Origin of the sequence: Weizmannia acidilactici (assembly GCF_008974185.1) — a bacterium.
Classification (GTDB): Bacteria; Bacillota; Bacilli; order Bacillales; family Bacillaceae_C; genus Weizmannia; species Weizmannia acidilactici.
Genome location: NZ_BKZP01000020.1, coordinates 1 through 25,135 on the forward strand (window position 1 = coordinate 1; position 25,135 = coordinate 25,135).

Below are 25,135 nucleotides of genomic sequence, written 5' to 3' on the forward strand. Positions count from 1 at the left end.
ATACGGCGGATTTCCGGTCTGTTCTGCACCGCCGTGAAGATCTTAACTTTAAAATAGAGCAAGGCCCCGGCCAGGATGTTAAAAAGAACAATTCGAATAAGCTCGCCGATTTTTATTTTGGAATGGTTCTTTTAGTGGTTTGGGCCCCAGCCAGGCATTTTTCAGCGAAATCTAAAATTCTTCATATACAGCGGGATCCTGCCCGAAAGTTCTGCCATCCGGGCGGCTTAAGCCGGTAATGGTCCGCATTTCTTCGTCAGATAACGAGAAATCGAAGATGGACAAGTTTTCAATTTGGCGTTCCGGCGATGCCGATTTCGGGAGCGGCAGGGCGCCAAGCTGGATATGCCAGCGCAAAATAATTTGCGGAACCGATTTTTGGTGGGCATCGGCGATTTTTTTGATGGTCGGGTCCTCCAGAAGGCGGTTCGCCCTCCCAAGCGGACTCCAAGATTCAGTGACAATACCGTGTTCCTTATGCCAGGCGCGCTGTTCCTCCTGCGCAAAATAAGGGTGCAGCTCGATCTGGTTGATGCTCGGCGCCACCCCGGTCTCTTTGATGATCCGTTCCAAATGTTCCGGTAAAAAATTGGAAACGCCGATAGAGCGGACGAGCCCCCATTTTTGCGCATCCACCAAAGCCTGCCAAGCTTCAACATATAAATCTTTACTCGGGTTTGGCCAATGGATGAGATAAAGATCAAAATAGTCCAATCCTGATCTGTACAGCGATTCCTGGATGGTCACAACGGCTTCATTATACGCATGGTGCCGCCCGGGGAGTTTCGAGGTGACCCGCAGTTGTTCGCGCGGCACGGAGCAGCGGCGGATTGCCTCACCAACCGCACCTTCATTTTCATAATTAAAAGCTGAGTCAATCAGGCGGTAACCCGCTTCAATCGCGCTGATGATGGCATTGACGCCGGCCGCCCCGTTCAGTTTGTACGTGCCGAATCCAATGACCGGTACCGTCATTCCATCATTCAGCTTGATTTCAGGAATGGTATTTAGCATTTCTTTCGCCCCTTTCATTTTCATAACCAGTATAGCAACCTCTGAAATATGCGTCTATTAAAACGGCTTAAAGAATTTGCAAATAAGTGAGGAATTTCCGGAGTAATAATGAAGAATGAAAGATATATATACCCCTCTGATGATTTTTAAGAATAGTTGGATGCAAAGTCTTTGGAAAAATAATCGGCTGCCTGCCTTTTTCTCCGGAATCAGCTGTAACTAATTGAAAATCAGCGGATTGCTCGGAAAAATCATCGATACCACCAAAAAATCGGTGGAAAGGCGCAAGAAATCAGCGAAAGGGAGAAAGGCAGGGGCACCATTGCAAAGTTAATGGCGGCGAAGCTTGAAACTGTATCGCAAGCCAAAAAGTACTACAAAAAATAAAAAGCAGCTGTCCCATGACAGCTGCTGATCCGCTTATTCCGGGCGCACCGAAGTTTCCTCCAAAAATTTCTGGTCATCAGGGCTCCTTCCATAACGCCTTCCGCTATTTAATGCCGCAATTTTTTCCATATCTTCCTGTGTCAGGGAGAAATCGAAAATCTCGCTGTTTTCTTTTATCCGGCTCGGGGTGACTGATTTCGGAATGACAACAATGCCGCGTTCCACATGCCAGCGCAGCACAATTTGCGCCGGGGTTTTCCCGTATTTTTCTGCCAGTTCAACCAAAACCGGCTGCTCGAGCAGATGATGCTTACCTTGGCCGAGCGGGCCCCAAGCTTCGTGCAAAATATTGTGCTGTTTCATAAATTCATGTAGTTGATTTTGCGGGAATTCCGGATGTGTTTCAATCTGGTTGATCATCGGCACAATGTCGGTATGGGCCATCAAATCTTCCAAATGGTGGATTTGGAAGTTCGAAACCCCGATCGCTTTGATTTTGCCTTCATGGTAAAGCTCTTCCATTGCTTTCCAAGATTCGATGTATTTTGCGGACGGCCAGTGGATCAAATATAAATCCAAATAATCTGTGCCGAGACGGTCCAAGCTCGCCTGGAATGCCGTTTTCGCTTCCTCATAGCCGTGGTCGTAGTTCCACAATTTGGAAGTGATAAAAATATCTTTCCGGTCCACGCCGCTTTCCCGGATCGCTTCTCCGACATATGTTTCATTGCCGTAGATCATCGCGGTGTCAATATGGCGGTAGCCGACTTCCAGGGCAGTTTTCACAGAAGTCTTCAATTCAGCTTCGTCTTTCACAAGAAAAACGCCAAGACCAAGCTGCGGGATTTCCGTGCCGTTATGGAATGTTAAGTTTGGAATCGTTTGGGCCATACATCATTCCTTCTTCCATTCAAAATTAATGTAAGCGTATGATCATTTTAACACAATTGGCGGAAATAGTGAAAGCGCAAGCACCTTGAGCGCATTTTTTGACGTTTCAAACTTTTGTTTGATATAGTGGGGTCGGAATTTTCCCGTGATTTGTCCGTTTCATATGCAACCGTGTGTAAAAATAACAGACATAAGGAGCTGTTTGGAATGAAACATTTATTTACCCCATACAAGCTGAAATCGCTTGACTTAAAAAACCGCATCGTCATGCCGCCAATGTGCCAATATTCCGTTGAAAAGAAGGACGGGATTGCGACCGATTGGCATTACGTCCACTATGTAAGCCGCGCGATCGGCGGTGCCGGCCTGATCATCATTGAAATGACCGATGTGGAACCGGATGGCAGAATTACCGATAACGATCTCGGCCTGTGGTCTGATGAACAGATTCCTGCTCTAAAAAAAATTGTGGATGCGTGCCACCAGTACGGTGCTAAAGTCGCCATCCAAATCGGGCACGCCGGCAGGAAAGCACAGGATGCAGAACAGCCGGTTGCGCCGTCGCCGATTCCGTTTGATAAAAATTTCAAAACACCGAAGGAATTGCCGAAAGAAGAGATTAAGGAAATCATAGGCAAGTTCGGTGCTGCAGTAAGGCGCGCCGTAGAAGCCGGGTTTGATACGATCGAACTGCACGGCGCACATGGCTACTTGATCCACGAGTTCCAGTCACGTTACACAAATAAAAGAACGGATGAATACGGCCAGGATCTCGCTTTGTTCGGAAAAGAAGTCATTGCCGCGGCGAAAAAAGAAATGCCGGAAGAAATGCCGCTCATCATGCGCATTTCCGCACGTGAATATGTCGAAGGCGGTTACGGCATTGAGGAAAGCATTGCTTTCTCGAAAGAATATAAAGCGGCCGGCGTTGATATTTTCCATATCAGCGCGGGCGGGGAAGGACAGATTGCGGCAGCCGGGCGCCCGGGTACGCATGCTGCCTACCAGGTGCCGCTTGCAAGGCAGATTAAAGAGGCTTTGGATGTGCCTGTTATTGCGGTAGGCCGTTTGGATGACCCGGTACTTGCCAATGCGGTAATCGGAAACGAAGAAGCAGACCTTGTCGCTGTCGGCAGAGGCATGCTGCGCAATCCTTACTGGGCATTAGAAGCCGGGATCGCGCTCGGTAAAGATCCTGGCGTGCCGGTCCAGTATGACAGGGGTTTCCCAAAAAGATAATGGAAACGGCGCCTTTAGACAATCTAAGGGCGCTGTTTTTTTCTGCTATTCGTTTGCATCTACAGCTCGCAGCCATCAACATAAAAAAGGGCCCTTATCAAAAGGCCCGCCAAAATAAAAAAGGGGGAATACTTATGATAGTGCGGATTCCAAAAGTCACCCTCACTAAATAGAAAGCATTGTAGTATTAGCATAACCGGAAAGGAAGGGGTTTAAACCTCTTTTTGAAAATTATTTTTTTCCGAGGGCTTCCAAAAAAACGGAAGCGGCTACATCCAGGACAGTGGAGAGTTTTAATATCGTTTGCGTCGTCGGGATTTGTTCTCCTTTTTCATATTGCTCGAGTGTATTTTTCCCGATCCGGGCTTTCACGGCCAATTCTTCGATGCTCATCCCGCTTTGTTCACGGTAAAATTTTAATTTCTCGCCAAAGGTATTCAAAAGACTCCCTCCCTTTGTTGAAATCAATATTGAAACATTTTTCGTGAAAAATCTATCTTTTTTCTTTTATTGTAGCATATGAAAGAACAACGGGCGGAAGTAATTTTTTGAACATTTTTTAAACATGGTCATGATAAGAATGTTAAAAACAGAATTGAACTTTGGTTTTCATTTCTTTCCAACTGTGGTATAATGTCTTATTGCGTATAACAGGAGAAAATTAGTATTAGGAGTGTTTGCATGTCAACAAATTATGAAGCTGGAAATGTATATACAGGGAAAGTGACAGGAATTAAACCGTTCGGTGCGTTTGTGGCGCTGGATGAAGAAACGCAGGGTCTCGTTCATATTTCTGAAATCAAGCACGGTTATGTAAAAGATATTCATGATTATGTCCATGTGGGGGATGAAGTCAAAGTCAAAGTGCTGTCGGTGGACGAAGAGAACGGTAAAATCGGCCTTTCTATTAAAGCAACGGAAGAACCTCCGAAAACTGAAGCGAGAAAATCGCGCCGCCGCCAAGGTGCTGTAAAAGCTGCCGAAGAAGGAGAAGGATTCAATACATTGCGCGATAAACTGAAAGAGTGGATCGAAAAATCGCAGCGAGAAGATTTAATTAAAAAATAATCGGACAGGTCCGGGCATATACGTGTCCGGATTGGATTGTTTATGCCTGAAAACGGAAGCGGATTGCTCTGTGCCGGAGCGTTTCACGGAAATAAGCCCCGGCATGCCGCGGACTATTCCACATATAGGGGTATATGGATGGTAAGGTTTGGTTCATCGCTTAAAGGCTGGTATGATGCCGGGTAATCTTCCCGGTGTTCCAGCTGTCCCTGGTACACTGTATAGCCGTTTTGCTTGATCCATTTATACAAATCGGCATACGCTTCCTGTACTGCGCTTCCTTTATATTTTGCGGCCGCAAACGTATAAGCGGGTACGGTCAGGGATGTCATGCCTTCAGGAACCGCTTCTATGTATGCTACTTCCTGGACAAGATAAAATGAGAAAACACCGTCTTCGTCCGTATGGTAAGACAACCCGATGATCACGTCCGGATGGAGGACATGGCGGATTTTTCCCATTTTTTGTTTGAACGCATGGAAAAATTTCCTAATCTCTCCCCTTGCCGCCTGCTCAAACGTACCGGTCCATTTGCCGCCGATAGCGTTAAATGCGTGTTTCTGAACAATCTGCACTTCCAAGGCGCACACTTCCCCACTACATTGTATAGCCATATTTTATATGAAAAAAGAAGCGGACGTAAAGGAAAAAAACGTAAAAAATTCACTTTTTTTGCAAATGAAAAAAGGCAGGCTTTCCGCACTGCCTTTTAAAAAGTGATTTGTTGTCAACGTGTCGGTTTCGCCTGGGTGGAGCGTTCAATTTCGGCATCCGGTTTGAAAAGAAGGCCGAGATTGATCAGGCCGCAAATGCCGACAATGCCGTAAATGATCCTGGATAAAGCGGAGTTGTCGCCGAAAATGGTCGCCACCAGATCAAAATTGAAAAAACCGATAAGGCCCCAGTTGATCGCGCCGATGATCGTGAAAATTAAAGCAACCCTTTGTACAATGCTCATGTATTTACCTCCTTGTTCAATGTACAGGAATAGGATGGCGCAAACTGGTGAACATTATGCATGCAAGAAATGTGAGAAATTCGTTACATTCCTTGATAAAAGGGTAAAGATTCGATAAAGTGGAAGTTGGTAAATTGATTACAGGAGGATATGGACATGACGCATATTCAATTTGATTATTCAAAAGCGCTCGCTTTTTTCAGCGAACATGAAATTACATACTTAAGTGAACCGATTAAATTGGCCCATCAGCTTTTACATGAAAAAACCGGCGTCGGCAATGACTTTCTCGGCTGGCTCAACCTGCCGAAAGACTATGATAAAGAAGAATTTGCCCGCATCCAAAAAGCGGCGGAAAAAATTCAAAATGATTCGGATGTGCTGCTTGTGATCGGGATCGGCGGCTCATACCTTGGCGCCCGCGCTGCGATTGAAATGCTGAACCACAGTTTCATGAATGTTCTTCCGAAAGAAAAACGGAAAACGCCGCAAATTTTCTTCGTCGGAAACAGCATCAGCTCCACTTACATGAAAGATTTAATGGATGTTCTGGAAGGCAAAGATTTCTCCATCAACGTCATTTCGAAATCAGGGACAACCACCGAACCGGCAATTGCTTTCCGCATCTTCAACAAACTGTTGGTTGAAAAATACGGAGAACAGGAAGCAAAACACCGTGTTTATGCAACAACGGACCGTGCAAAAGGTGCTTTGAAAACATTGGCGGATGCAGAAGGCTACGAAACATTCGTCATTCCGGATGATGTCGGCGGACGTTACTCCGTTTTAACGCCTGTCGGTTTGCTTCCAATTGCAGTAAGCGGTGTGGACATCCAAGCGATGATGGACGGCGCGGCAAAAGCAGTCGATGATTTCTCAAATCCGGAAGTATCCGAAAACATTGCATACCAATATGCGGCTGTCCGCAATATCCTTTACCGTAAAGGCAAAACGATTGAAATGCTGATCAACTACGAACCAGGTCTGCAATACTTTGCTGAATGGTGGAAACAATTATTCGGCGAAAGCGAAGGGAAAGACCAAAAAGGCATTTATCCATCTTCCGCAAACTTCTCAACCGACCTGCACTCGCTCGGCCAATACGTACAGGAAGGCCGCCGTGACTTGTTTGAAACGGTCGTAAAAGTTGAACAGGCGCGTGAAGAACTGACGATCTATAAAGAAGAAAACGATCTCGATGGGTTGAACTACCTGGCCGGCCGCACAGTTGACTTCGTGAATAACAAAGCGTTCGAAGGCACGTTGCTCGCACACACGGACGGGGGCGTACCGAACCTTGTCGTTTCGATTCCGAAAATGGATGCTTACACATTCGGTTATCTCGTTTACTTCTTCGAAAAAGCATGTGCAGTGAGCGGCTATTTAAACGGCGTCAACCCGTTCGATCAGCCGGGGGTAGAAGCTTACAAGAAAAACATGTTCGCTTTGCTTGGCAAACCGGGTTACGAAGACATGAAAGCCGAACTGGAAAAACGTTTGAAATAATGCATGTTGTGCAGCTGGGCTGTCCCATGGACGTGGGACGGTCCTTTTTCTTTAAAAAGGTTTGAAGAAGGGCAAAATGCTCTGATCAAGCCCATTTGCAGGTAAAAAGGGAGCAAAACGGACTTTAGAAAAGTACTAAGGACCGTTTCGGATAGGAATCGAAATGGTCTTTACAAAGGCGCTATGCCGGTATGTAAAAGTATTCTTTTTCAGCAGTGTAAAAGACAATTCGTATCAGCGTCCGCCAAGAAGGTTACAAATGGGCAGAGGCATAATACGTTGCTCCCAAAAAACGAAGCTTCCTGAAAGCCTGTCCTTGTGGCTTTCAGGAAACCCTTTTATTTCTCTTTCTCCAGCACTACAAACAATTGCTTTTCATTGGTAATCGTATAATCAAGCGGTGGGTTAATAATCGTTTCGTCTTCCGACTGGACGCCGATTAAAATTTTTCGTTCTTTCTGGAGCTTTCGGCTTAAATCTTTTACTGTCATATTTCGCCACTTCGGTTTAACCGGAATAAAGTCCAAATGATTCTTTTGCTGCTGATTTAATAACGACAGAAGCGTGTCCGACATGCCGTTTGAAATTAAGCTGTTCAGCATGACAAAGCTCACCTGTGTATTCGCCTGGATCACTTCATCCGCGCCGGCCCGCTTTGCATTCACAACCTGGTCCGCAGTTTGAATTTCAACGATGCAATAAGCATCCGGGCTTAACCCTTTTACGGCAATGAGCGTCAAAATTGCCCCCATATCCGCTTCGGTTTCGGTTTTGTGCTGATCAGACGTAATCAGCACAGCCTCTGCAGCTTCGATATTCGTTTTTTTCAATATTTCATCCTGGTACGGTTTGCCTTTAATAAAATACACATTGTCATAAGGGTAGGGATTGGCTTCAAGTGTTTCATCCACCAAAACAATGGGCTGCCGCTGTTTCAATTCCAGCAGCTGCTGGATCACTTTCCGCGCACGTTCATTCCATCCGATGATCACCATTTGTTTCTCTCCCGTAAAAGCCGCTTTTCCTTCCAAGAAAGCATTTTGCCTTGTAGCCGTTACACCGGCGAGCGCCACAAAATAAGCAGATAACACACCGGCACCTGATAAAATAAGGATAATGCCGATCAGGCGGCCTGCAAAGGTAACCGGGTACAAATCCCCGTAACCGACAGTCGCGGTTGTAATCACCGCCCACCAGACACCGTCAAATATGGTTGGAAATGTTTTCGGCTCGACAAAATGAATGGTAAGCCCAAATGCGAAAATCAATGTGAGTGCGAACATTAAAATCCGTACAATCATTGGCCAGCGGAGAAAACGATCATAAAAGAGGTGAAACATCCGTCCCACTTCCTTATCCAGTATTTAAGGTAGTATTCCCTGGAAAGGACGGGGAAAAACAGTTTGAAAAAGCAAAATGCGGGTGAAAAATATTTTTTTAAAAAAATAGTTGCATGATCATTTAATACGTTGTATAATGACATTGTCGCTGATGAAAAGCGAAAAAAACAAAAAGCTTTTACATACGGGGCATTAGCTCAGTTGGGAGAGCGCTACATTCGCATTGTAGAGGTCGGCGGTTCGAATCCGCTATGCTCCATTCCCAACCTTATCTTACAATTCACGGGGCATTAGCTCAGCCGGGAGAGCGCTTGCATGGCATGCAAGAGGTCAGCGGTTCGAACCCGCTATGCTCCATCTTGAAAAAAGCGTCCAGCCACTTTTGGCTTGGGCGTTTTTTTGCTGCTGAATATCGCTTTCCCGTTCATCATATATTTAAAAAAACGGGGAGGTGCAGTATTGCTTTTCCTGAATGAAAAAGATATCCTCAAAGCGGCCGCGATAGAAGATATGATCGCAGCCGTCGAAAAAGCATATGTGGTCTATGAAGATAATGATTTTCAAATGCACGCGCGCAGCCATTTCACCATCCAAAACAACTCGGTCCTTTTCATGCCGTGCAGCTCGGACCGGGCGGCCGGAACAAAAATTGTCACAGTCTTTCCGGAAAATAAAGACCGGCCGGTGACCCAGGGCGCGGTTGTTTTGGTCGACAGCAAAAACGGCGCCGTCAAAGCGCTCCTGGACGGCACGGTTTTAACTGCTCTCAGGACCGGGGCGCTCGGCGGGGCAGCAGCAAAATTCCTTGCATCGGATGAAGCTAAATCCGTCGGGCTGATCGGCACGGGCTACCAAGGCTTATACCAGATCATCGCCGTCTGTGCCGTCTGCAAGATTCAGGAAATTTTTTTATTCAACCGTTCATCTTCTAAAATTCCCCATTTTATACGCAACTTAAAAGCATACATCAAAAACATTCCGATCCACACAGCCGAAACCGCCCAAGACCTTGTCCAAAAATCCGATATCATCATTACCGCTACCACTTCCGCAACGCCCGTGCTGCCGGAAGCGGACCTTTACCAAAGAAAACTTATCATCGGCATCGGTTCCTACATGCCGCATATGCGCGAATTTCCGGAACATTTACTGCAAAACCTCAAGCAAATGTTTATCGACTCGCATGACGCCGTAAATGAAAGCGGGGACATCCTAATCCCGCTTCAAAAAGGCTGGCTGTCGGAAGCGCAGTTCATCCCTTTTTCAAAAGTTGTAACACAAAAAGTGAAGCCCGATTTTACCCAAACACGGGTGTTTAAATCAACGGGCATGGCTTTATTCGACCTGATTGCTGCCGAAACGGTGTATGAAAAAGCGGTGCAGCTTCAGCTTGGGCAAGAACTCGATTTTTAAAGGGGGTAAAACAGCATGGAAAAATATTTAAATTACATCGACGGCGAATGGTGCGCGTCTTCCACCGGTCGGTTTGTCCCGGTCATCAATCCGGCAAACGGGGAAATATTAGGAGAAGTGGCGCAGTCCGGAAAAGCGGACCTTGACCGCGCCGTCCGCGCCGCCAAAAAAGCGCAGGCGTCCTGGCGGCTCGTTCCCGCTCCTGAACGTGCCAACTATTTATATAAAGTCGGCGAACTTTTAAAACAGAAAAAAGAACAGATCGCCCGCGTGCTTACAAGTGAGATGGGAAAGGTGATCAGCGAAGCGAGGGGGGAAGTGCAGGAAGCGATCGACATGGCTTTTTACATGGCCGGGGAAGGGAGGCGTCAGTTTGGGGACACGATGCCGTCCGAACTGCAAAATAAATTTGCAATGAGCGTGCGTGTGCCGGTCGGAATTTCCGGTTTGATCACGCCGTGGAATTTTCCGATCGCGATCGCCTCATGGAAATCGCTCCCCGCACTTGTAACCGGGAACGCGGTCGTTTGGAAACCGGCGACAGAAACGCCGGCCACAGCGTGTGCGTTTGTAAAAATTTACGAAGAAGCCGGGCTACCGAAAGGGCTCGTCAATCTTGTCAACGGCTCCGGTTCGGTCGTTGGAGAAGCGATGGTGGAACATTCCGGGATTGATCTCATTTCTTTTACAGGCTCGAATGAGGTCGGCAGAAAAATCAACGAACGTGCCGGGAGCTTACTCAAACGGACTTCCCTTGAAATGGGCGGGAAGAACGCGGTCATTGTTATGGATGATGCGGATCTGGATTTGGCGGTCGACGGCATCCTCTGGGGGGCATTCGGCACAAGCGGGCAAAGATGTACGGCAACGAGCAGAATCATTGCCCACGAAAAAATAAAAGATGCTTTAGAAGAAAAACTTGTCCGGCGCACGGCGGAACTGAAGATTGGGGACGGCTTGGACGAAACGGTTGCGGTCGGCCCGGTGATTAATGCCGCGGCACTCAATCGGATCCATGAGTATGTGGAAACCGGGAAAAAAGAAGGCGCAAAACTGCTCACGGGCGGCCGGATTTTACACGGAAAAGGGTTTTACTACGCCCCTACGATTTTTACGGATGTCCACCCGCAAATGACCATTGCGCAGGAAGAAATTTTCGGCCCGGTTGTTTCGATTATCCCGGTTTCAAGCCTTGAAGAAGCCATCGCGGTCAACAACAGCGTCGAATTCGGCTTATCGAGCGGGATTTTTACGAAAGACGTCAACAAAGCATTTCAGGCAATGCGCGATTTGGATACGGGGATTGTCTACATTAATGCCGGTACGACAGGAGCCGAGATCCATCTGCCGTTCGGTGGGACAAAAGGAACGGGCAACGGCCACCGCGATTCCGGCCCGGCGGCGTTGGATGTGTACACCGAATGGAAAGCAGTATATGTCGATTTCAGCGGGAAATTGCAGCGCGCCCAAATTGACAACAACTAGAGGTGGGTCCGGTATGAAAAATCAAGTGGATATAATCATCGTAGGCGGGGGGATTATCGGTTCAAGCGTGGCGTATCATTTGCTGAAGGACGGCTTTACCGGGAAAATCATTGTTTTTGAAAAAGACGGCACATACGAATTTGCCTCGACGCCGAGGAGCGCGGGCGGTTTCCGGCAGCTTTATACAACCGATATCAATATTAAAATGAGCCGGCTCGGTCTGCAGTTTTATAAAAATTTTGCCCGGAATATGGCGATCGGCACAGAAACATTTGAAATTGATTTTAAACAGCTCGGGTATTTATTTCTGGCAACTGAAAAAATGATGCCGAAATTCCAGGAGCATTTGAAAATCCAGCACCAAAACGGCGTCTCTTCGGAACTCCTCGGGAAGGGGGAACTGCTAAAGCTTATTCCCGAGTTAAATACGGAAGATCTTGCAGGCGGGCTTTTCTGTGCGGAAAGCGGTTATTTGGACCCTTATTCCGTCATGCATGGATATATCAAGAATGCAAAACATTTAGGGGCGGAATATATTTATGAAGAAGTGGACGGCTTTCTTTCGGAACACGGCCGGATCAAAGGTGTGCGGCTTACAGACAGCAGGGAATTTTATGCGCCGGTAGTGGTCAACTGTGCGGGAGCATGGGCATCCGGTTTAAGCCGGAAAGCGGGTCTTCCGCTGCCGGTCGTGCCGGTGCCGAGACGGATTTTCCTATTTGATGTGGAAAATCCGCTTGAAAAACATTTGCCGCTTACGATGGACCCGACTGGCGCCTATTTCCGGAATGAAGGGCAAAAATATATCGCGGGCTACGGGCAAGATGCCGGGTCAAAAATCGATTTCAGCTGGAGACGATCCGAATTTGAGGAGCAGATTTGGCCGATTCTCACCCGCCGCATCCCAAATTTTGAAAAAGCAAAAGTAGAGCGCGGCTGGGCCGGGCTGTACGATTACAATACGGAGGACCATAATGCGATCATCGGGGAGCACCCGCAATTAAAAGGCTATTTCACCGCATTCGGTTTCAGCGGCCACGGCATGCAGCAGGCGCCGGCAGTCGGGAAAGGGCTGTCGGAACTCATTCGGACCGGAAAGTATGACACGATCGATCTGACCCCTTTGCGAGTGGAACGCTTTGCGGAAAACGATTTGGTCGTAGAGGATGCCATTTATTGAAAATGGCATTTTTCTTTTCCATTGCAGCTTGTAAGTATTCAACATTTCAAATAGACTAAATGATATAAGATTTTTTTAAATGAGGGAAAAACATGGAGAAACATTACGATGTGATCATTGTCGGCGCCGGCTCAATGGGAATGGCGGCCGGATATTTTTTGGCAAAGCAAGGTGTAAAAACACTCATGATTGATGCTTTTGACCCGCCGCATACTTCAGGAAGCCACCATGGCGACACAAGGATTATCCGGCATGCATACGGAGAAGGGCGGGATTACGTTCCGCTTGTGCTGCGGGCGCAAACGTTGTGGAACGAGCTGGAACAACGATCGGAAGAAAAAATTTTTGACAAGACCGGTGTGCTTAGTTTCAGCCCGGAAGGCCTTTCGGCATTTCTTGACGAAGCGGTTGCCAGCGCAAAAACATACGGACTGCTGATTGAAATGATGGATGGCGCTGAAGTGAAGAAACGCTGGCCGGGCGTTGCAGTTCCGGACCATTACCGCGCCGTTTTTGAACCGGATTCGGGTGTGCTGTTTCCTGAAAACTGCATCTGCGCATACCGGAAGCTTGCGGAGGCAAACGGAGCAACCCTTTTAACAAATACACGCGTGGAAGATTTAAAGGCGGATGACCGGTCCGCCATTGTAAAAACGCCCCGCGGCACGTTTACGGCTCAAAAGGTAATCATAAGCGGCGGCGCCTGGAATGGAAAGCTTTTATCAAAACTGGGGCTTGACTTGCCGCTTCAACCTACCCGGCAAACGGTCGGCTGGTTTGAAGCGGACGAAGCGTTGTTCAATGCGGGCGTTTTCCCGGCTTTTACCGCGGAAAGCCCTGAAGGAATGTACTACGGCTTCCCGAGCTTTGACGGGAGCGGGGTAAAAATCGGCCGCCATGATTACGGGCAGGCAGCAGACCCGGATACAATCAACCGGGAATTCGGCATTTATCCGGAAGATGAAGGGGATATCCGCGGCTTTTTGGAAACATACATGCCAAAGGCGGCGGGCAGCTTAAAACAGGGGAAAGTGTGCATGTACACGAAAACGCCTGATGAACATTTTGTCATTGATACGCATCCGGAATTGCCCCATGTCATTGTTGCTGCCGGGTTTTCGGGCCACGGTTTTAAGTTTGCCAGCGCCATAGGGGAAATCCTCAGCCAGCTGGCAGTAAGCGGAAAAACTGATTATCCGTTAACCCTTTTTTCTATCAACCGGCCTGCACTCCGACAGAAATAACGATACGGCAGAAACTGATCGGAAAGCATTACAGTGCGAAAAGAAAGAATGTAAAGAACATTTTGGCGGAAAATCGGATCAGAAATGTCCGTTAGTAAGGGTGTAAAGGCTATTACGGTGGAAAAATGGAGCCAAAAGTCCGTTAACGCCTCTGACAGCGATTTTAATATGTTATTAATTTTTTATGTTTATGATAAAACATAATGAACCTGGCTATCTATCTTTATGTCATTTTATATGATTTCATCTTTACATCTTTAGGAGGAAGCATTATGAAAATTATCGTTGCAGGCGGGGACGGATTTTGCGGCTGGCCGACAGCACTTTATTTATCCAAACAAGGGCATGATGTCGCCATCATTGACAGTCTGATCCGGCGCAAATGGGACCGGGAACTCGGCGTCGATTCGCTCACCCCGATTTTCACACTTGAAGAACGGACGCAGCGCTGGTTCGAATTGACCGGCAAACAAATCAATACATACTTGGGGGATATGACCCATTTTGACTTTTTAAGGGAAGTGATGCGGCAGGAGCGTCCAGATGCGTTTGTTCATTTTGCGGAGCAAAGGTCTGCGCCTTACTCCATGATCGACCGGGAACACGCCGTATTTACCCAAACGAATAATGTCGTTGGAACTTTAAATTTAATTTATGCCGTAAAGGAACTTGTGCCGGACTGCCATATTATTAAACTCGGCACGATGGGCGAATACGGGCAGCCGAATATTGATATTGAAGAAGGCTATATTACGATTTCTCACAACGGCCGGGAAGATATGCTCCCGTATCCGAAACAGCCTGGTTCCATGTACCATTTATCGAAAGTCCATGACAGCCATAATTTAATGTTTGCCACCAAAAACTGGGGACTGCGCGTGACGGATTTGAACCAAGGGGTCGTTTACGGGCTGCATACGGATGAAACACAGCTTGATCCTGTCCTTGTCAACCGCCTCGACTATGACGGCGTATTCGGTACAGCTTTAAACCGTTTCCTCATCCAGGCGGCGGTCGGGCACAATTTAACCGTATATGGTGCAGGAGGCCAGACGCGCGGCTTTTTAAACATTAAAGATACCGTCCGCTGCATAGAGATCGCAGCCAATAATCCGGCAGACAGAGGGGAATTCCGTGTGTTCAACCAGTTTACGGAAGAATTCTCGATCCTTGATCTTGCCGAAAAAGTGAAACGAGTGGCAGAACATGAAGGCATTCAGGCAACAATAGACCATATTCAAAATCCGAGAAAGGAAAAAGAAGAGCATTATTATCATGCCGCCCATACAAAACTCGTAGACCTCGGCCTCAAGCCGCATTTATTAACGGATGACGTGCTACGTGGCATTTTGCTGACTGTGGTTGAATATAAAAACCGTGTGGTAATGGAAAAAATAATGCCGGATGTGAAATGGTAACAGAAAGCGGGAGAGGTTATGAAAATCGCGATTATTACGGAGACATTTTTACCGTCAACGGACGGGATCGTCACACGCCTTTGTGCATCGATCCGTTGGCTGAAACAGCATGGACATGAGGTGCTCGTAATTGCACCGGATCTGGGCGTATCCAATTTTGAAGGGATACCTGTAGCGGGTGTTCCAGCCCACACATTTTTTCTCTATAAGGATAAAAAGTTTGCCTTTCTTTCCCAGAAAGTCAAAAGGTACCTGCTCGAATTCGGGCCGGATCTTGTCCATATCGTAAATCCTGCGCTGCTTGGCGCCACCGGTATTTATTATACAAAATGCTTAAAGTTCCCATTAATTGCTTCTTACCATACGGAAGTGCCAAAATATGCCGATTATTACCATCTTCCATTTTTAAAACCGGTTTTATGGTGGTATTTCAGGTTGCTGCATAACCGTGCCGATTTGAATTTGTGCACATCCATGTCGGTATTAAAGGAATTGGAAGGAAAAAAATTTAAAAATGTGCATCTGTGGAAACGGGGGGTGGACACCGGGTTGTTCGGTCCAGACCGCTTCAATGCAAAGATGCGAACACGTTTAACTGCAAGGAAGACTGATAAAAAACTGCTGCTTTATGTCGGCCGGCTCGCACCAGAAAAAGGCATCGAAAAGATCCGCGAAGTACTGGACCTGTCCGATGATTTTTGTCTGGCAATTGTCGGCGACGGTCCGCACCGGAATTATCTCGAAAATTATTTTAAAGGCACGCCAACCGTTTTTACCGGTTTTCTCCATGGGGAAGAACTGGCAAGTGCCTATGCATCATCGGATATTTTTGTCTTCCCTTCGACAACGGAAACGCTCGGCCTTGTCCTGCTGGAAGCCATGGCGTCCGGGCTGCCCGTTGTTGCGGCTGAAAGCGGGCCTACAAAAGAACAGGTCACCCACGGCCGCACAGGTTTGCTGTATCATCCGGACATTCCGGATGACTTCATTCAGCAGGTTACAACACTAAAGGATGACGAACTTCGCCGCCGGCTATCCAAAAATGCCCGGGAAGCAGCCCGGAAGTTTGGCTGGGATGCCCCGTCCCGCCAGCTGCTTGCTTTCTATAAGGAAACAGTAAAAGGCTGTGCATTTTCCAGAAAAATGTCCGGGGAAAAACTAAAAATGCTATGAGAAACACAATCATTCAATATGGAAAATATTGTATTGTCGGGGGGAGCTGCGCACTGATTGACCTTAGGGTGCTGTACGGTTTCCTTTCCTTTTTCCCTTCAAAGCAGCCGTTTTGGCTTGCATTTTGGAATTCGGTTGCATATGGCCTGGCTGTGTTAAACAGCTACTATTGGAATTCCAGGTTCACGTTTAAAGCAAAGAAAAATCCGAAACAGTTTATTGCGTTTATTACCCAGGCTGCCGCCAGCCTTTTGATTGCCGATTTTATTTTTGTCTCCGGTATTTATTTGTTCGGGATTTTCGCAGTATTCCTGAAATGGATCGGCACTGCTGTTTCAAAGCTGGCATCCATGTTTCTTTAATCATTAGCCAGCTTCCTGTTTAATAAATTTTTTGTTTTGTTTTCAAAAGATATAATGAAAAGAAATGGGGAGGTGGCGTTTGACCATTCCGCTTGTTTATTTGCAACGTAAAAGGAAAAAAATAAAAAAAGCTTTTCGCTTATATCACGTTCATTCATTAACGATAAAGGAACAGGAGGCAAAATGTTTTTACCTTATCCGATTTTGGCCGCAGTTTTAGGCATGCTCGCGGCGCAAATCATAAAAGTCCCGATCCATTTGGTGACGTCCGGGGAATTCAATTGGAGGCTCGCATTCAGCACGGGAGGGATGCCTAGTTCCCACACTTCAATGGTGATTGCTTTAACGACTGCAATCGGCTTGACTTCGGGATTTTACTCGAATGCATTTGCGATCAGCCTTATTTTTTCTTCGATTGTCATTTACGATGCAACTGGTGTGCGCAGACAGGCCGGTTACCATGCCGAAGTATTAAACCAGCTGATTGCGGATTTTAACCGCCTTTTGGAAACATTGAAAAACCCGGACATGAAAAATGCGGAATCGAGAAAGCAGCTGAAAGAACTTTTGGGGCACAAACCTGCCGAAGTTTTTTTCGGCATCATTACAGGTATCGTTGTCGGCATCGTCACTTTTATTTTTTATCCTTTTTAATGGTAAATGGAAAAAAAGCTGTTCCGAATGCTTTTAAAAAGCCGGGATCATACGATGATCGCTAATTTCTGAGACTCCAGCGGGAAAAGCGAGCAAGAAGAGCCTCCTCGTGCTGATGTATCGGGCGGGGAGGCTCGCGTCAAGTAAGGAAAAAACGTGAATTTTGCGATCGTCAAAATTTTTGATCATATAGCTTTGTTAAAAGGGGCCCCTTAGGCTGTTATCGGCTTTTGGGACTGCCCTTTTTTCATGTAATTATCCGCGATGCTCGCCTTTCGGTTAAATTTTTTCTTGGAGGCAAAACGGAGGAGCGGCCTTTATCCTCTCGGCAGCGATTCGGTCCCATCAATATAAATGTCCGTTCCGCTGATATGGTTGGAATCATCGGAAGCAAGGAACAAGACAAGGTCCGCCACTTGTTCTGGTTTGCCCGGCCCTGCGGCAAGCGGCTGGTCGCCTTCCGGGAATTCAACCGGAATCTGCACTTTTTCTAGTTCCTCCGTGCGGTTTGTATTTTGCTCGATATTTGTTTCAATCGCATCCGGGCAGACGGCATTGACGCGGATTTTGTAGCGCGCCAGTTCCAATGCGGCCATTTTCATAAACGCGACCTGCCTGGCGTTTGAAATGCTGTAGGCGGACATGCCGATGTTGGAGAAAATACGGTTGCCGTTGATCGAGTTTGTGATGATGATGCTGCCTCCCCGCCCTTTCATATGCGGGATTGAATATTTTGTGAAAAGAAAAGTTCCTTTCAAATCGTTGTTAACGTTTCATCCCAGTCTTCCGGTGAAAGGTCTTCGATCGGCGACACTGTCCCATTAATGCCGGCGTTGGCAAACACAATATCGAGCCGGCCCCAATGTTCGACTGTTTTGCCAATTGCATTTTTGACACGCTCAGGATCGGCGACATCGACCTCCTGAGCCATCGCCTCACCGCCTTTTTGTCCCATGAGATTTTTTACTTCATCCGCCCTTTCCTGTTTCATATCCATGACACAAACTTTTGCCCCTTCTCCGGCAAGTCTCAGGGCGGAAGCTTTTCCTATCCCGGAACCTCCCCCGGTCACAATGGCTACCCTATCTTTTAATTTCATCTTCCCTTACTCCTCTCTGGTGGAATACGACAGGAGTTTGCCCGTCTTTTTTGCGTTTGTAACAAGACGGCAGGCAAAAAACTGCTCCCTGTGCCTGTTCGTTGTTTTTCTTCAATCTTCCATGTAATATAAAAATAGGAAACCGGTTTGCTAAAATCATAGCTTGTCCATGTAAAGGGGGGTACATGATATGATAGGAAATTACGCAGTCGTCATCCCAGCCCTGAATCCGGAAGAAGAACTGGCCGAGTATGTGGACCGCTTATTGGAACAAGGGGCGGCACATATTATTGTAGTAGACGATGGGAGCAGTCGGGATCGTGCACATATTTTTTCCAAATTGACCACAAAAAAGAGATGCACTGTCCTCCACCATCCGGTAAACCGCGGAAAAGGGCGGGCACTTAAAACCGCATTCTCCTATTTTTTAGATCACCTCGGCAATCTGTCCGGCGTGATTACCGCGGATTCGGACGGCCAGCACAGCGCGGAAGATGTGGAAAAGGTCGCAGCCGCACTGGAGCATAACCGGGACAGCATCATATTGGGGTCGAGGGACTTCAGCCTGGAATACGTGCCCCCAAAAAGTAAATTTGGCAATCAATTGACGAGCTTTCTGTTCAAAGTGCTGTACGGCGAAAACATCGGGGATACACAAACGGGGCTGCGTGGTATTCCGAAGCAGGAACTCCCGTGGATGATCAAACTGAAAGGAGAACGGTTCGAGTATGAAATGAATATGCTGATCTATGCCAGAAAAATGAACGTGCGGATCCGTGAAGTGCCGATCCGGACGATTTATTTCAACCGCAACGAAGGCACCCACTACCGTTCGGTAAAGGATTCTTTGAAAATTTTCCGAAAAATCTTGTCCGGCTTGTTTTATTATTCTTATCCGGCACTCCTTTTTTTCATAATCGATATACTCAGTTTCTCTTTTTTATACCATTATGTAATCAATGGAATTCCGCATTTATGGAAATTGCTGGCTGCAACAGCTGCGTCGCAAATCATTGCCTTTGCCGTCCTTCTTCTTGTAAAACAAAAGCTGTTGAAATGGAAACGTTTTTTAGTGAAATACATTTTTGTCTGCCTTTCTTTTATTGTCGTTTCCTTTTTACTAATTGAAGCCGGATCCGGACTATTGCAATTCAATCTCGTTTTTGCCAAAGCTGCCGCGAGCGTGCTTCTCGCCCTTGCATTTTATCAAATCCAGCTCCATTGGGATGTGTTTGATGCGTTTTACCAGCATGGGCATCTGGCGGGGGAACGGCGCCATGGCTGAAGGATACGGATTATTTTTTAAAACAGTCCGGAAGTTTGCGCGGTTTTTTTATCCTTCTTATCATACCGAAATTTCCGGGGAAATCGACGGCCCTGCCGTTTATATTTCGCATCACCGCAATTTATTCGGACCGTTCATCACGCTGCTATGGTATCCGAAATTTGTCCGCACCTGGATCCTGCACGTTTTTCTTGACCGGAAATCGTGCAGCAAACAATATGCTGATTACACGTTCACTAAAAGATTCGGATTGCCCTTGGTATTGGCTAAACCTGCCGCATTTTTGTTGTCGCTCGGGATTACAAAACTGTTGCAATCCGGCAGAGGTATTCCGGTTTACCGGGGGACGAGAAAGATCGTCCGGACGTTTCAGATAAGCGTCGAGGCTTTAAAAAAAGGGGAAAGCATCGCCATTTACCCCGATATTGACTATACAGACCGTTCGGCTTCCGTAAAGGATATGTATGCCGGCTTTCTATATATGGAAAAATATTTTTACAAAGCAACCGGTCGGCATGTCCAGTTTGTCCCTTTATACGCAAGCAAAAAGAAACGCCTGCTGATCGCAGGCGCCCCGATTTTTTTCCGGGATGGGGAAGACTTCCGGACGGAAAAAGATGTTGTTTACAAAAAATTACATATGGCATTAAACCGGCTGGCGGCCCGGTGCGGGGAGCTTTGAAGGAAGCTGCTTTATACGCGCGGAGGGCATACGGATTTTCGTATCCCACCGTTTTTTTTGGGCTGAAAGTAAATTATAATCAGAATATTTAGAATTAAATGAATGAAAGTTTTCTTCTAAAAATTTCATTCCGATAATATATGAAGAGAAAATATAACACCAATGGGGAGACAGCAATGGATGGCAACAAGAAATTTATTCCGCTTCGCATCAAATGGGGGCCTTTATTTGCATCGCCATCTTTATTCTGATCGTTGTAACGGTTGGCATATGCCACAACAAGCAATCTATTAAAAAATAACAACCGCAGTGTGAATCAAATGATTGCCAACCAGGCAGCGTCACTGGTGAAAACCGGGCTGTCCAGTTATGAAGATTCTCTAGACCAGCTTGCAGGGCTTGTGGCTGAAAATCTTCAAGATAAGAAAAATATGCAGGAAATTGAAGCGGAAATCCGGGCGGTACATACGCGAAATAAAACATTGGTTGCCGCTTATTATATGGATTTCCAGACCGGAAAGCTCCATATTTCGTCATATGCAAAGCTCAATCTTGATGTCAGGGATACAGATACGTACCGATACTTAAAAGCGAATCCAAAGATGCAGTGGCTGGATGTTTATAAAGACAAGGTGACGGGTGCGATTATGACTTCCGTCGTAGCCCCGGTTTTCTCGGACGGGAAGATGGTCGGGACGGTCGGGTATGATATCAATTTATCCACCATCGGCAAAATCCGTGCTGGCATCTCACTTGCTGAAAAAATTGAAGTAGCTGACAAGTGGATTAACAAGGGCTACTCTGTTTCAGTGGTGCTTAGAATTATCGGCATTCCCAGGTCTACGTACTATTACCAAAAGAATTACCGTGTGGAAGAAAAGAAAATAAGTGAGGGACGTCCGGCACCAGGCTATTCCATCAAAGAGGACGGCAAAAAGGTCTCAGATGAACAAATAAAAGAATTCTTACTGGAAGAAATCGCTGGCGATGCCTTTAACTACGGCTACAGGAAGCTGACGAAAGTGCTTCGCCGGAATTATAAACTCAACTATCGCAGTTAGAAATACCACTTAACCATATGATATAGCTAAAATAAGCTAATCTAAAGAATGAATTTGATTTTTTAAAAAGATCTCACAGACATAAAGAAAGACACCCTCTTCTTTGGTAAAATATAGGTGTCCAAACCTAAACCAATAAAGAAAGGTGTCACCTATATGATAACGAAAGAATACCACTTTGCGCAATTGCCAAATGATATAAAACAGGGATTTTCTGAATTAAATGTTGGCTATCATCTGCGAAAAGCCAATATCAAGAAGCTTGCCGGCTATTCTGTTTTTAAACTGATCTTCTTGCTGGTTTTCCAATATAAAAACTGGTTTCGTGCCTTTACGAGTAAAAGACGGCCGATATGCCGGGGAAAGACACTGTCTACGATTTTTAAATGCGCCAACTTATAACTGGAGAAAATTTCTTCTTTCCTTGAGTGGTGAAATCATCGGGTTTATCAAGCCCTTGACATCTAAAAATCGGGTAACGGCTTTCGTTATAGATGATTCTCTCTATTCCCGAAACCGTAGTAAACATGTGGAACTCTTGGCTAAAGTATTTGATCATTCCCAACAGAGATTTATGAATGGGTTTCAAATGCTGACGCTCGGTTGGACAGACAGCTTCTCGTTTATACCAGTTGACTTTGCGCTGATGAACTCTGCCAAAAAAGAAAACCGCAAGCAGGAAATCAATCCTAATCTTGATAAACGGACTTCCGGATACAAACGCCGGCTGGAAGCTATTGAATCCAAGCTGACAGTGGTTTCAAAACTGCTCGATCACGCACTGGAAAAAGGAATTATCGCCGATTACGTTTTAATGGACACATGGTTTACGCAGGCTCCTTTAATCCAGGAAATCACCAGCAAAGGCCTGTATGTGATCGGTATGGTAAAGCAGTTAAATCAGCGATATTTGCTGAATGGCCAGAAATTGACATTGGATCAGCTTTACCAAAAAGCGAAGCCACATATGGATAAAAAAGAGATTCTGTGCTCCGTTCACGTCAGCCTTGATAATGGCATACCGACAAAGATCCTTTTTGTCCGAAACCGCAATAAACGCAGTGAGTGGCTTGCCATTCTTAGCACAGATACCACGTTAAGCAACGAAGAAATTGTGCGTATTTATGGCATGCGTTGGGACATTGAAGTAAGTAAATCGCTTTTAAATCTGGGAAAAGAATTCCAGGGTCGATCTTATGATATGTTAATTAGCCATACAACCATTGTGTTACCCGTTATATTTTAATTGCCTAGCAATGAGAAAGGAAGAGGGTCCAAAAACAATTGGAAACCTTTTCTACATACTTTGTGAAGATATCAAAGAGATGGATTACTTGACAGCCCTGCAAACACTCATTGATCTATTTCAATCATTAGCCAAAACAAAAACAACACTGGACGCCAATGTCTTTAATAATCAAATGAATAAATGGTTGGAGGCAATTCCTAGTTATATCAAGCAATGCCTGGCTATTTCAGTCTGCGAAAGTTGAGTTATAAATTAATCATCAACAAGAAAAAAGTGTACCGGTTGTGAAAAGAACTGCGGCCGCAAAGGCAAAAGAAAAACACGCATCCTAGGAAACTGGCACGTAACCGTACGGTTACGAAATCCAATCAGCTTTGGAAGGCTGATATTAAATACGGTTTCATTCACGGTGAAGACCGGCATTTCTTTGTCATGTCGATTATTGACGTTTATGACCGCAATATCATTGACTACCACATGGGCTTAAGCTGCACAGCCGCAGACGTCGTACAACTCTGCAGCGTGCGTTTCAGAAACGCCAGTCATTGGATATGACGCAAAAACCTGTGATCCGGACAGATAACGGGCCACAGTTTATTTCCCATGCCTTTGAGGAGTTTTGCGAAAATATGAAAATGGAGCATGAAAGAATACCACCGAAAACGCCAAATATGAATGCCCACATTGAATCTTTTCTCCGGATTTTTGAAGACGACTGCCTGTCGAGATGGCAGTTTGAGAGCTATACAGAGGCATACAAAGCCGTTACGGAATTCATGGTAATTTACAATGAAAGGCGAATGCATTCGAGCCTTCAGGACCTGTCACCTATGGAATTTTACGAAAAGCAACGGACAGACCTGAAAATTAAAGAGGTACGGGTTTAACCCTCCCCTTCCATTTTTTCGACCATTTGTCCCACAAATCATGACAGCCATTTCTGGAATGGGGTCAAGGGCGACGACAGGAGGGCAAAGCCTTTACCCTTGATGGAATGGAAGAAATGACTAGACTAACCAAAAGGACAAATGGTTAGGAAAAACGCAAAATACTAAGAAAAAGCTAGATTAAGAGAGAGACTGTCCAAAATACGGGGGTTAATCCGTGACTATTCATGGCTTTATAGTGCGAAAAATAGCCTGATTTTGTTTTTGAATAGAGGTAAAGTATGTTATTATTATAAAAGTCATTGTTTTATTAAGCTTTTTTAAAACTATCTATAAATAAATTAAAGGGAACATAACATGACCAAAAAGTATGAAAGAATTAAGCAGGATATAAGGGAGAAAATCTTATCAGAAGAGTACAAAGTAAATGAGAAATTACCGACCGAGTCGGAACTCATGGAGATTTATCATGTAAGCCGGTTCACAGTAAGACATGCGATTGATGAACTGGAGAAAGAAAACTTTATTTATCGCATTCAAGGCGGAGGAATATTTGTCGATGATTGGAAAGACAAGCCTAAATCTGTTATTAAAGATAAGACAATCGGCTTAATTACAACCCATATAGCGGACTATATTTTCCCAAATATCATCACTGGAATCGACAATTATATATCGAACTATGGTTATTCTATTTTGATTGCCAATACACAAAACAATCCGAAGAAAGAACGGAAAAGCTTAACCAATTTATTGTCAAATAAGTTATCTGGATTAATAATTGAACCAACAAAAAGCGCGCTGAATAATGTCAACAAAAGTATTTACGACAATATCAAATCAATGGGCATTCCTATGTTGTTCATTAATGCTGTCTATGATGATGTTGATATTCCTTATTTAATCATGGATGATGTAAGAACCGGAGAAATGATCACAAACTATTTAATTTCCCTGGGCCACAAACAAATCGTTGGTATATTTAAGGTTGACGATAAACAGGGGATTCATCGAATGAATGGTTATATCAAAGCTTATCAGAAGCATCCTGAAATTTCAAATATGGGCGAAATCATGATGTACCAAACGGAAGAAAATAAAATTAACTTGTTTAAAAAGCTTCATACAATCCTGACACGATCCAAGTTTGCTCCGACTGCAATTGTTTGTTATAACGATCAGTTAGCGATTCAAGTCATTAATTTCGTGAAAGAAATAGGTTTGAAAATTCCTGAGGATCTCTCCATTATTGGTGTCGATGATTATCAATTTTCGAAATTTATCAATCCAAGATTAACAACCATTCGCCATCCGCAGGAAAAAATGGGACTCGATGCCGGTAAAATGATCATCGATATGATAAATAAACAACCGGTCACATCAAAGATATATGAGCCGGAAATGATTAAAAGGGACTCAGTGAGACCGATTAATCATCCTAAAAACTCAGTTTCAATAAAAAGCTTAGAAGAAAATGAGATAGGTAAAGCAGACGGCCATAGCGATAGGTAACATGTGTTTTTCGCATTCTTCTAAACTG

At 45.4% G+C, this 25,135-nt stretch carries 22 protein-coding genes, 2 tRNA genes and 2 pseudogenes; 19 read left to right on the forward strand and 7 right to left on the reverse strand.

Translation table 11 applies throughout. From position 1 onward, the window contains the following. Positions 1-171: 171 nt before the first annotated feature. Both BpJC4_RS09835 and BpJC4_RS09840 read right to left on the reverse strand, forming a co-directional pair. Positions 172-1,014 (reverse strand): aldo/keto reductase, encoded by an 843-nt coding sequence (locus tag BpJC4_RS09835; protein ID WP_151680420.1) that lies wholly within the window; start codon positions 1,012-1,014, stop codon positions 172-174. 420 nt (positions 1,015-1,434) lie between these two features. Beyond that, positions 1,435-2,292 (reverse strand): aldo/keto reductase, encoded by an 858-nt coding sequence (locus tag BpJC4_RS09840; RefSeq protein WP_151697834.1) that lies wholly within the window; start codon positions 2,290-2,292, stop codon positions 1,435-1,437. 207 nt (positions 2,293-2,499) lie between these two features. Here BpJC4_RS09840 and BpJC4_RS09845 point away from each other — a divergent pair, with 207 nt between their 5' ends. Continuing rightward, positions 2,500-3,531: an NADH:flavin oxidoreductase/NADH oxidase gene (locus tag BpJC4_RS09845; RefSeq protein WP_151680422.1), complete on the forward strand. Its 1,032-nt coding sequence runs from the start codon at positions 2,500-2,502 to the stop codon at positions 3,529-3,531. Positions 3,532-3,762: 231 nt separating this feature from the next. Here the strand turns inward: BpJC4_RS09845 and BpJC4_RS09850 are convergent, their stop codons facing one another. Next, the gene (locus tag BpJC4_RS09850) at positions 3,763-3,972 is read right to left on the reverse strand and encodes a helix-turn-helix domain-containing protein (RefSeq protein WP_151680423.1); all 210 of its coding nucleotides are present in this window, start codon (positions 3,970-3,972) and stop codon (positions 3,763-3,765) included. A 240-nt stretch (positions 3,973-4,212) separates the two neighbouring features. Here BpJC4_RS09850 and yugI point away from each other — a divergent pair, with 240 nt between their 5' ends. Beyond that, positions 4,213-4,599 carry a S1 domain-containing post-transcriptional regulator GSP13 gene (gene yugI / locus BpJC4_RS09855; protein ID WP_151680424.1) on the forward strand — a complete coding sequence of 129 codons (387 nt, stop codon included), beginning with the start codon at positions 4,213-4,215 and terminating at the stop codon, positions 4,597-4,599. Positions 4,600-4,712: 113 nt separating this feature from the next. On the opposite strand, the gene BpJC4_RS09860 is transcribed toward yugI, so the two are convergent. Beyond that, entirely contained in the window at positions 4,713-5,174 is a 462-nt protein-coding gene (locus BpJC4_RS09860; protein WP_253693599.1) for a GyrI-like domain-containing protein, read from the reverse strand. Positions 5,175-5,326: 152 nt separating this feature from the next. Next, positions 5,327-5,557, reverse strand: a complete 231-nt coding sequence (locus BpJC4_RS09865; RefSeq protein WP_151680426.1) for a DUF378 domain-containing protein — start codon at positions 5,555-5,557, stop codon at positions 5,327-5,329. A 156-nt stretch (positions 5,558-5,713) separates the two neighbouring features. On the opposite strand from BpJC4_RS09865, the gene BpJC4_RS09870 reads away from it, so the two are divergent. Continuing rightward, entirely contained in the window at positions 5,714-7,063 is a 1,350-nt protein-coding gene (locus BpJC4_RS09870) for a glucose-6-phosphate isomerase (protein WP_151680427.1), read from the forward strand. 338 nt (positions 7,064-7,401) lie between these two features. On the opposite strand, the gene BpJC4_RS09875 is transcribed toward BpJC4_RS09870, so the two are convergent. Beyond that, positions 7,402-8,403 (reverse strand): potassium channel family protein, encoded by a 1,002-nt coding sequence (locus BpJC4_RS09875; protein ID WP_151697835.1) that lies wholly within the window; start codon positions 8,401-8,403, stop codon positions 7,402-7,404. A gap of 186 nt (positions 8,404-8,589) precedes the next feature. Between BpJC4_RS09875 and BpJC4_RS09880 the strand changes: the two genes are divergently transcribed. The 10 genes from BpJC4_RS09880 (at position 8,590) to BpJC4_RS09925 (ending at position 17,332) form a co-directional block, all read left to right on the forward strand. Next, positions 8,590-8,662 (forward strand) — tRNA-Ala (locus BpJC4_RS09880). Between the two features lie 25 nt (positions 8,663-8,687). Beyond that, positions 8,688-8,760 (forward strand) — tRNA-Ala (locus tag BpJC4_RS09885). A gap of 102 nt (positions 8,761-8,862) precedes the next feature. Next, positions 8,863-9,816, forward strand: a complete 954-nt coding sequence (locus tag BpJC4_RS09890) for an ornithine cyclodeaminase family protein (RefSeq protein ID WP_151697836.1) — start codon at positions 8,863-8,865, stop codon at positions 9,814-9,816. Positions 9,817-9,831: 15 nt separating this feature from the next. Further along, positions 9,832-11,301 (forward strand): aldehyde dehydrogenase family protein, encoded by a 1,470-nt coding sequence (locus BpJC4_RS09895; protein WP_151697837.1) that lies wholly within the window; start codon positions 9,832-9,834, stop codon positions 11,299-11,301. A 13-nt stretch (positions 11,302-11,314) separates the two neighbouring features. After that, positions 11,315-12,481, forward strand: a complete 1,167-nt coding sequence (locus tag BpJC4_RS09900; RefSeq protein ID WP_151697838.1) for an NAD(P)/FAD-dependent oxidoreductase — start codon at positions 11,315-11,317, stop codon at positions 12,479-12,481. Positions 12,482-12,573: 92 nt separating this feature from the next. Continuing rightward, complete coding sequence (solA, locus tag BpJC4_RS09905; protein WP_151680488.1) at positions 12,574-13,725, forward strand: N-methyl-L-tryptophan oxidase; 1,152 nt, start codon at positions 12,574-12,576, stop codon at positions 13,723-13,725. Between the two features lie 272 nt (positions 13,726-13,997). Then, the gene (locus BpJC4_RS09910) at positions 13,998-15,143 is read left to right on the forward strand and encodes an NAD-dependent epimerase/dehydratase family protein (protein ID WP_151680489.1); all 1,146 of its coding nucleotides are present in this window, start codon (positions 13,998-14,000) and stop codon (positions 15,141-15,143) included. An 18-nt stretch (positions 15,144-15,161) separates the two neighbouring features. Continuing rightward, entirely contained in the window at positions 15,162-16,316 is a 1,155-nt protein-coding gene (locus BpJC4_RS09915; RefSeq protein ID WP_151680490.1) for a glycosyltransferase family 4 protein, read from the forward strand. Continuing rightward, positions 16,313-16,678, forward strand: a complete 366-nt coding sequence (locus tag BpJC4_RS09920; RefSeq protein WP_151697839.1) for a GtrA family protein — start codon at positions 16,313-16,315, stop codon at positions 16,676-16,678. The genes BpJC4_RS09915 and BpJC4_RS09920 overlap by 4 nt, the downstream gene beginning before the upstream one ends. A 183-nt stretch (positions 16,679-16,861) precedes the next feature. Beyond that, on the forward strand, positions 16,862-17,332 hold the full coding sequence (locus tag BpJC4_RS09925) for a divergent PAP2 family protein (protein WP_151697840.1): 471 nt from the start codon (positions 16,862-16,864) through the stop codon (positions 17,330-17,332). A 317-nt stretch (positions 17,333-17,649) separates the two neighbouring features. On the opposite strand, the pseudogene BpJC4_RS09930 reads toward BpJC4_RS09925, so the two are convergent. After that, positions 17,650-18,431 (reverse strand): annotated as a pseudogene (locus BpJC4_RS09930) (SDR family oxidoreductase). A gap of 190 nt (positions 18,432-18,621) precedes the next feature. Between BpJC4_RS09930 and BpJC4_RS09935 the strand changes: the two are divergent. From BpJC4_RS09935 to BpJC4_RS09960, 6 genes and pseudogenes are all read left to right on the forward strand, one after another. Then, positions 18,622-19,716: a glycosyltransferase family 2 protein gene (locus tag BpJC4_RS09935; RefSeq protein ID WP_151697841.1), complete on the forward strand. Its 1,095-nt coding sequence runs from the start codon at positions 18,622-18,624 to the stop codon at positions 19,714-19,716. Continuing rightward, complete coding sequence (locus BpJC4_RS09940) at positions 19,709-20,398, forward strand: lysophospholipid acyltransferase family protein (RefSeq protein ID WP_151681985.1); 690 nt, start codon at positions 19,709-19,711, stop codon at positions 20,396-20,398. The genes BpJC4_RS09935 and BpJC4_RS09940 overlap by 8 nt, the downstream gene beginning before the upstream one ends. Before the next feature lie 320 nt (positions 20,399-20,718). Beyond that, positions 20,719-21,459 carry a PDC sensor domain-containing protein gene (locus BpJC4_RS09945; protein ID WP_253724308.1) on the forward strand — a complete coding sequence of 247 codons (741 nt, stop codon included), beginning with the start codon at positions 20,719-20,721 and terminating at the stop codon, positions 21,457-21,459. 156 nt (positions 21,460-21,615) lie between these two features. After that, a pseudogene (locus tag BpJC4_RS09950) lies at positions 21,616-22,952 on the forward strand (IS4 family transposase). Between the two features lie 271 nt (positions 22,953-23,223). Further along, a complete protein-coding gene (locus tag BpJC4_RS09955) occupies positions 23,224-23,595 on the forward strand; it encodes an integrase core domain-containing protein (protein ID WP_259371266.1) in 372 nt (123 codons plus the stop codon). Positions 23,596-23,952: 357 nt separating this feature from the next. Next, positions 23,953-25,107, forward strand: a complete 1,155-nt coding sequence (locus tag BpJC4_RS09960; protein ID WP_151681917.1) for a GntR family transcriptional regulator — start codon at positions 23,953-23,955, stop codon at positions 25,105-25,107. Positions 25,108-25,135: the final 28 nt, after the last annotated feature.